Below are 6,285 nucleotides of genomic sequence, written 5' to 3' on the forward strand. Positions count from 1 at the left end.
TATTAAAAATAGCGAACAAAATCTTATTAAAATATGTCAACAGTAGCCACAAGCTTCGGGATTGAAGAAGCATTGAAAGAATTAGGATTAAACGAAACAAACAACGGTACTTCAACCGGTGCAAATTGGTTCTCCAATGGAGAAGAAATAGCGTCTTATTCCCCAGTAGATGGAAAATTGATAGGAAAAGTTTCTGCTACCACAAAACAGGATTACGAAAAAGTAATTTCTACAGCAACAGAAGGCTTTAAGGAATGGAGACAACTTCCTGCTCCACAACGAGGAGAAATTGTTAGAAAATTTAATGACGAACTTCGTCGTTTAAAAGAACCATTAGGAAAGCTAGTTTCTTACGAAATGGGAAAAAGTTACCAAGAAGGCCTTGGTGAAGTACAGGAAATGATCGATATCTGTGACTTTGCAGTGGGTCTTTCACGTCAGTTACACGGTTTAACAATGCACAGCGAGCGTCCGGGACACAGAATGTATGAGCAATACCATCCTCTTGGAGTAGTTGGTATTATTTCAGCGTTCAACTTCCCTGTAGCCGTTTGGAGCTGGAATACAGCTTTAGCTTGGGTTTGTGGAGATGCTTGTATTTGGAAAGGTTCAGAAAAAACCCCATTAACATCTGTTGCTTGTCAAAATATTGCAGCGCGCGTGTTTTCTGAAAATGGTGTGCCTGAAGGAATTTCTTGTTTAATTACAGGAGATCATACTGTAGGTGAAATGATGACTAAAGACGAGCGAGTTCCTTTAATTTCTGCTACGGGTTCTACTCGAATGGGAAAAATTGTAGCTAAAGAAGTTGCTGGCCGTTTAGGAAAAACGTTATTAGAGCTTGGTGGAAACAATGCAATCATTGTAACACCAGATGCGAATATTAAAAATACTGTAATCGGAGCTGTATTTGGTGCCGTAGGAACATGTGGGCAGCGTTGTACTTCTACTCGTCGTTTAATTGTACACGAGGATGTATATGATAAAGTAAAAAGTGCTGTTGTAGATGCTTACAAACAAATTAAAATAGGAAACCCATTAGATGAAAACAATCACGTAGGCCCTCTTATCGATAAAGACGCCGTAAAAAACTATCAACATGCATTGGATAAAGTAGTTGAAGAAGGCGGTACTGTTTTAGTTGAAGGCGGTGTTTTAGAAGGTGAAGGTTACGAAAGTGGGTGCTACGTAAAACCAGCCATTGCTGAAGCGGAAAATCACTTTGAGATTGTACAACACGAAACATTTGCACCTGTACTTTACATTATGAAGTATAAAGGTGATGTCTCTGATGCACTTGAATTACAAAACGGAGTTCGTCAAGGGCTGTCTTCAGCTATTATGACGAATAACTTGCGAGAAGCAGAGCGTTTCCTTTCTGTAGAAGGATCAGATTGCGGAATTGCTAACGTAAACATCGGTACTTCTGGTGCAGAAATTGGTGGTGCTTTTGGTGGTGAAAAAGAAACCGGAGGCGGCCGTGAAAGTGGTAGTGATGCGTGGAAAGTGTATATGAGAAGACAAACGAACACAATCAACTATACAACTGAATTGCCTTTAGCGCAAGGAATTAAGTTTGATTTGTAGTAGTTAGAAGTTAGACCGTTTAGCTGCTTGACCAGCAGCAAAACTGTTAGAACATAGAGTATAGACTAAAAAACCCGCTGCAATTTGCAACGGGTTTTTTAAATTTTGATAGTAAGAAAATCTATATTCTATGCCCTTTCACCGAAGTAGCTTTTCTTCTTTTTAAACAATTCCATTGTTCTCCACCCACTTAAACTGTGTTTGATCTTGCGGAATGGAAATACGATTGGCGATTCGTCTCATTCTGCTTGGAAGTTTCATTAAATAATCACGAGCTTTTTCAGCTTCATCTGTCAAAGAGTTCAGCTTGTCAATTTCCCAATAGCTATTTAGTTTTTCCATAATGTCAATATAATCGAAGGTGGTGTAGACACCCAATCGCTGTGCGGCATTTGAAAAGTTTTCAAATGCTGAAGCAATCCCTTCACCAGATTCACGTAGAAACTGTGCCGGCATAACGATTTTCTTTTTCATCATATCTTCGTAAGCGAGAATCATTTCACTAGCATCATATTCTAAAATGGTCTTTACAAATTCACGATATGCTAAATGGTGACGCATTTCATCTCCTGAAATAAGCTTACACATTTTAGCAAGCATTTTATTGTCTTTTTTTCTAGCCAATTGTCCTACACGCTTATGCGAAATATTGGTAGCCAACTCTTGAAAACTAGTGTAAACAAAATTACGGTAGGGATCTCGCCCCGTACCAATATCAAAACCATCGTTGATAAGGTGATGGGTAGTGATTTCAATTTCACGCATGTTTACTCTTCCGCAGAGGTATAAATACTTGTTTAGCGTATCTCCGTGTCGGTTTTCTTCCCCGGTCCATTGCCGTATCCATTTAGACCAGCCATCACGGCCATGTTGATCCACGCCTTCCATATCCATTAACCAAGATTCATAGGTGGGTAGTGCTTCTTCTGTAACCATATCGCCTACTAAAACCACCCAAAAATCATACGGTAATTCTTTAGCTTCTTCCCGCATTTGGGTAAGCTCCTCCATGTAATTCTCACTTTGAAGATTTGGTAATAAATCGGTTGGCTGCCAAATTTCCTCAACCGGAATTAAATAATTTTTCACATAGTCATCTACCGATTTTTCAACCGTTTTCATGACTTCAAGACGTTTATTTTTAAGAATCATTCGTTTTGAAATTTTAGATGTGGTGCTTTTTCTGAACCCGCTTGTAATTCGGGCAGGGAAAACATCACTTCAACTCTACTTGTAAAGATACAAAGCTATAAATGAAACTCTACTAAAACAGTCTTAATTTCTGCCACTTTCATTTGGGTAGAGTTCCCATACTGGGTCGCTTTGCCAAACCTCCTTAGTGTCAACGTCTATTACTGAAACAGTTCCTTTAAATGCCGCTCCGGTATCTACATTCCATACATTGGCAAAGTTAGCGGGTTTCGAAAAACCGACGCGAGTAACAGGAGTGTGGCCAATGTAGATTTCTTTATAGAGTTTTAACCTTTTTGGATAATTGTCACTGTCTTCGGGAATAGACTTATCTAATGCACAAACTAGCTCCCATAACGTTCTATCCCAATACACCATATTGGGGTAATATTCATATTCTGGACCGTGAAGATTGGTAAACCCTGCGTGTAGATAAAGTCGGTTTTCTTCATCAACAAAATAATTACGTAGGTTTTCGAGGAAGTTTATATGCGCTTCAATTTCCCCTTCGGAAAGGTTCTGGTAACTTTTTTTACTAGACTCGCCACCGTGTTGCAACCAAGTGGGGTTATTATCGCCTTTTTTCAGAAAATTATAAAGTAGTGCATCGTGATTACCACGAATAAAAACACACTCATATGTTTCAGAAAAATTAATTAGATATGAAATGGTTTCAGCATTTTCACTCCAACCGTCTACGTAATCGCCTACAAAGATAAAGCGGTCGTCTGTTTGCAAGTCCATACGCTCAAAAACCTGTTTTAATCCTCTTAATCCGCCGTGAATATCACCAATAACTAATGTCCTCATAAGTTAGAAATATATATAATTGTACCGATTATCAAAAGAATACCGAGGACTAAAAAGAAAATTTTCCAAAATGAGTATGGTCGTTTTCCTGAAAGCGTACCAGTCTGGCCATTGATAAAAAAGTTGTATCGTGTTCCCTTAAACTTATATGCACTTACATAAATAGGAAGCAGAATGTGCTTAAAGGTTTCATCACTCAATTTCATATCGATGGAATGTACTCGTTGTGTATCTCCACCAATATCTCGTCTTGCCCAGTTGTCGGCTATATTTCGGGCTTCTTTAGTGGCTCCTAAATGACCGTCATGCAATGGGATTGTATATTTTTCGGTTACAAAACCTGCTAAAAAACTACTATCAAAAGGCTTAAGGTTTTTTAAATTCCAATGAGCAACCTTAGAAGGAATAACTCCAGAGCGTTGTTTTGAAGCTTTAATTAGCGTATCATCTACAAACCCTGAAACATTCCCAGAAGCTGGATACCAACGAGTACGTCTTTCTCGTACGGTACGTTTGTTTTTTCCACTGCCCACTGTTTTAGTTACGTAATAATATTCCCCCCGTTGCCCAGAATAATCGGCATACAATTGAGCATCGAAGGTCCAATACGGCGCGTAAAGCCCTTTGGTAAATTGCGGATCGATAGCTGCCTTTTTTAAATCGTTTGGAGCAAACCACAGGCCTTTTACCCATTTTTTGAAGATTTGATGTGCTTTTTGTTGATTAATTTGAAAAGGGAGTACTGCTCCTGGTAAGATCCAGGATTCTTTTTTGGCATCTTCAATAATGAGTGGCGAGCCACAATAGACGCAATGTAATGACTTATAATTTTCCTCAATATGTTGTTCAGCTCCGCAACTTTTACATTGCAACATGGTAATTTCCTCGCTATGCGATTGACTACCTAGCTTTTCTAAATATGGTTTTAGTTCAAGTTCTTCAAAAGTGGTTTCGGCTGGTTCTATTTCTTGTACATAACCACAATAGTCACATTTTAAACTGGTGGTACCTGGGGCGTACCGAAGTTCTGCCCCACAATTAACACAGGATTTTTTAAGTTCGGATTTTTGTTGCTTGGGTTGTTGCATGTTTTATTGTGAAAGGGCACGGGTGATGCTTTGGTCGGTGGTTTCGATACTATTTTAAAATGCTGCTCTGCATCTTTTTAAAATCACTCAACCACCTCGATTCAGGTTTACATAAAGGTGGTTGAGTGATTTTTGTGCTTTTGCAACGCAAAAAACAAAAATTGTATCGAAACCACCGAAAACTAATTATTCCGGGATCGGCGGTGGTGTATTTCCTCCTAAAAAGGCTTTTAACTCTTCCACTTCTTGAAGTGCAACCCAATTTTGCATGCCTTGTTTCCAGACGAGGGTATCCTTGTTAACAGTACGGCTGGCAAAAAGTGCCCGTAGTTGTTCAAAACCTACTGGGCCATTTTGTTGTCCGTTAGTGGCGTAAAAATATTGAACCGCTTGCGGCATCGGTGGTGGTATACTGCCTGCTTGTTGTTGAGGTTGTTGCATTTGTTGCTGTCCGCCCATCTGTGGAGCCATCATACCGCCCATTTGTTGTGCAAGTACAAAGCCCATTCCCATTCCCATTCCGGCACCAGCTGTCCCTCCTTCGTTGGCAGCAGCAGCTTCGATGGCTTTAGCGGTTTTAAACTTGGTCAATTTATCTAAATCTAACTTATCAATACGGCTGTATTCGAAGATTTCTTTCTTCAAGTCTTCGGGCATAGAGACGTTTTCGATAAAGAATTTTTCTAGACCAATCCCCACGCTGTTAAACTCTGGTTCCATTACTTCTTTACATGTTTCGGAAAGTTCTGTGGTGTTAGCGGCGTACAATTCAATTGGAAGGTTTGCTTCGCCTACGGTATCGGTAAAACGAGTGGCGATTAGGCTTTTAAGGTGTTCGTTTATTTCAAAATTGGTGAAGTTATTGTCCGTACCAACAATATCGACGATGAACTTTCCAGGATCGTTAACTCGGAAGGCGTAGGTTCCGAAGGCGCGAATTTCAACCAAACCAAATCGATCATCATTTAATGTGATTGGGTTTTTGGTCCCCCATTTTTCATCGGTAAATAAATGTGTGTTTACAAAATACACTTCGGCTTTAAAGGGGCTGTCAAAACCATACTTCCATCCTTTTAGAGTAGTTAAAATGGGCAGGTTCTTGGTGTTTAGCGTGTAGGTTCCGGGTTCAAAAACATCGGCCAGTTGTCCTTCATTTATAAAAACAGCAGTTTGCCCTTCACGTACAATGAGCTTGGCATTATTCTTTATTTCGTTTTGGTAGCGTTCAAAACGATGACAGATAGTGTCATCTGTATAGTCTAGCCATTCAATTATATCTATAAATTCGTGGCTCAGTTTTTCCTTGATTTTGTCGAATATGCCCATTTTTATTTGGTTTTAATGATTGAACATTAAAGATATAAAATTTAGTTTAATGCAATGTTAATTATACCGCACCTTCCTTAATATTCGAACCGTTTCCTTGTACGCTTCATATACCTTCCCGTTTGTTTCTTTTAAATATGGTTTAGCTTCCAACAGCTTTTCTTTAGCTTCCGAAAAATCGTTTAAATAACAGATTAAATATGTTTCTGGTAGGTTTTGTAGGTCTTTTTCTTCGGAAGGGGTAAGGCGGGCATTCTTTTTCAGTTTTTTTACCAATGCATTA

Annotated in this window: 6 protein-coding genes; 1 reads left to right on the top strand and 5 read right to left on the bottom strand. The window is 39.1% G+C overall.

The window, feature by feature from the left end; all coding sequences use genetic code 11:
• Nucleotides 1-33: 33 nt before the first annotated feature.
• A complete protein-coding gene (locus AACZ92_RS04940; RefSeq protein ID WP_339697751.1) occupies nt 34-1,587 on the top strand; it encodes an aldehyde dehydrogenase family protein in 1,554 nt (517 codons plus the stop codon).
• Nucleotides 1,588-1,749: 162 nt separating this feature from the next.
• Here the strand turns inward: AACZ92_RS04940 and AACZ92_RS04945 are convergent, their stop codons facing one another.
• The 5 genes from AACZ92_RS04945 to AACZ92_RS04965 form a co-directional block, all read right to left on the bottom strand.
• Nucleotides 1,750-2,739 carry an acyl-ACP desaturase gene (locus AACZ92_RS04945; protein ID WP_339697754.1) on the bottom strand — a complete coding sequence of 330 codons (990 nt, stop codon included), beginning with the start codon at nt 2,737-2,739 and terminating at the stop codon, nt 1,750-1,752.
• A 123-nt stretch (nt 2,740-2,862) separates the two neighbouring features.
• Nucleotides 2,863-3,588: a metallophosphoesterase gene (locus tag AACZ92_RS04950; RefSeq protein ID WP_339697757.1), complete on the bottom strand. Its 726-nt coding sequence runs from the start codon at nt 3,586-3,588 to the stop codon at nt 2,863-2,865.
• Nucleotides 3,585-4,676: a DNA helicase PriA gene (locus AACZ92_RS04955; protein WP_339697760.1), complete on the bottom strand. Its 1,092-nt coding sequence runs from the start codon at nt 4,674-4,676 to the stop codon at nt 3,585-3,587. Before AACZ92_RS04955 ends, AACZ92_RS04950 begins: the two co-directional genes overlap by 4 nt.
• A gap of 186 nt (nt 4,677-4,862) precedes the next feature.
• Nucleotides 4,863-6,002 carry an SPFH domain-containing protein gene (locus AACZ92_RS04960; protein ID WP_339697763.1) on the bottom strand — a complete coding sequence of 380 codons (1,140 nt, stop codon included), beginning with the start codon at nt 6,000-6,002 and terminating at the stop codon, nt 4,863-4,865.
• Between the two features lie 57 nt (nt 6,003-6,059).
• The coding region (locus AACZ92_RS04965) for a DUF5929 domain-containing protein (protein ID WP_339697766.1) at nt 6,060-6,285 on the bottom strand (226 nt) is incomplete at its 5' end.

It is taken from the genome of uncultured Marixanthomonas sp., assembly GCF_963974425.1.
Lineage (GTDB): Bacteria > Bacteroidota > Bacteroidia > Flavobacteriales > Flavobacteriaceae > Marixanthomonas.

What these genes read in the sequence shown, in the direction of transcription:
- AACZ92_RS04940 (WP_339697751.1), top strand. Translation starts at nt 34, where the DNA reads ATGTCAACAGTAGCCACAAGCTTCGGGATTGAAGAAGCATTGAAAGAA.
- AACZ92_RS04945 (WP_339697754.1), bottom strand. Translation starts at nt 2,739, where the DNA reads ATGATTCTTAAAAATAAACGTCTTGAAGTCATGAAAACGGTTGAAAAA.
- AACZ92_RS04950 (WP_339697757.1), bottom strand. Translation starts at nt 3,588, where the DNA reads ATGAGGACATTAGTTATTGGTGATATTCACGGCGGATTAAGAGGATTA.
- AACZ92_RS04955 (WP_339697760.1), bottom strand. Translation starts at nt 4,676, where the DNA reads ATGCAACAACCCAAGCAACAAAAATCCGAACTTAAAAAATCCTGTGTT.
- AACZ92_RS04960 (WP_339697763.1), bottom strand. Translation starts at nt 6,002, where the DNA reads ATGGGCATATTCGACAAAATCAAGGAAAAACTGAGCCACGAATTTATA.